Source organism: Clostridium sp. AM49-4BH (assembly GCF_003478335.1).
Lineage (GTDB): Bacteria > Bacillota > Clostridia > Lachnospirales > Lachnospiraceae > Butyribacter.
In genome coordinates this window covers 1-855 of record NZ_QUFB01000134.1, presented here as the reverse complement: position 1 = coordinate 855, position 855 = coordinate 1, and the positions used below count along the sequence as shown (strand labels likewise).

The following is an 855-nucleotide window of genomic DNA, read 5'->3' as shown; positions in this document are numbered from 1 at the left end:
CGATATCCCGCCTTGCTTTTCGGTTCACCAATCCTCCATTCCTTTGTAGAATGGCGATACTCCATAGAGCGCCTTATCGTCATGGTACGGCGATCCATATCAATGTCTGACCATTTCAACCCTACCAGCTCTCCGGTACGAAGACCGGTCTGTAGCAGGAAACGGTACTGATACTCGTACGCATTTCCCTTGATCACATTGCAAAACTCACGCTGATACTGTAATGTCAATGCCTCTTTCTTTTCAGAAGGCTTACCTATATCAGAACGAACCATCTTGTTACATGGATTCTTCATGATCACATCATTCTGATAGGCATAATCCAACATATTATACAATGTAATCCGCGCCTGATAGATTGTTGAAGTGCGATAGCCTTCATCCGCCATACGATTCATAACCGTCTGGCATTGAATGGTATTCACACTACCCAGTATCTTTTTCCCTATAACCGGTTTAATATTGCGGTGATATCGTTCCATATAGTTTCGAACTGTATTTGGTCGAACAGTTCTCTTCTTCATCGAAATCCAATACTCAAACCACGAATTAACCGTCATTTCCTCCGGGAAATCTATATTGCTGTGTTCATCGCGATATGCGGAGTCAGCCAGCCACTGTCTGCACTCTTGAAGCTTTAGGAATAATTTTTGAACACGTCTCCCATATTTATTCGTATATCTTCCAACATAGTAGCCATCTTCTCTTTGGCTTATTCCCAGACCAAGCTCTTTTCCTTTTAGGTTTTTACCCATATTGCAGCTCCTTTCACACAAAAAGAGCCTCAATACTCAAATTTAATCATATCATAAAGAGGCTCAAATGTAAAATCCTATATTTCGATCTGCTCGGACA

General features: G+C 41.5%; 1 protein-coding gene. It reads right to left on the bottom strand.

Annotated features, from left to right (window positions below; all coding sequences use genetic code 11):
* A partial coding sequence (locus DW981_RS14745; RefSeq protein WP_118508258.1) for a tyrosine-type recombinase/integrase occupies positions 1–755 on the bottom strand: 755 nt, incomplete at its 3' end.
* Between the last annotated feature and the right edge of the window lie 100 nt (positions 756–855).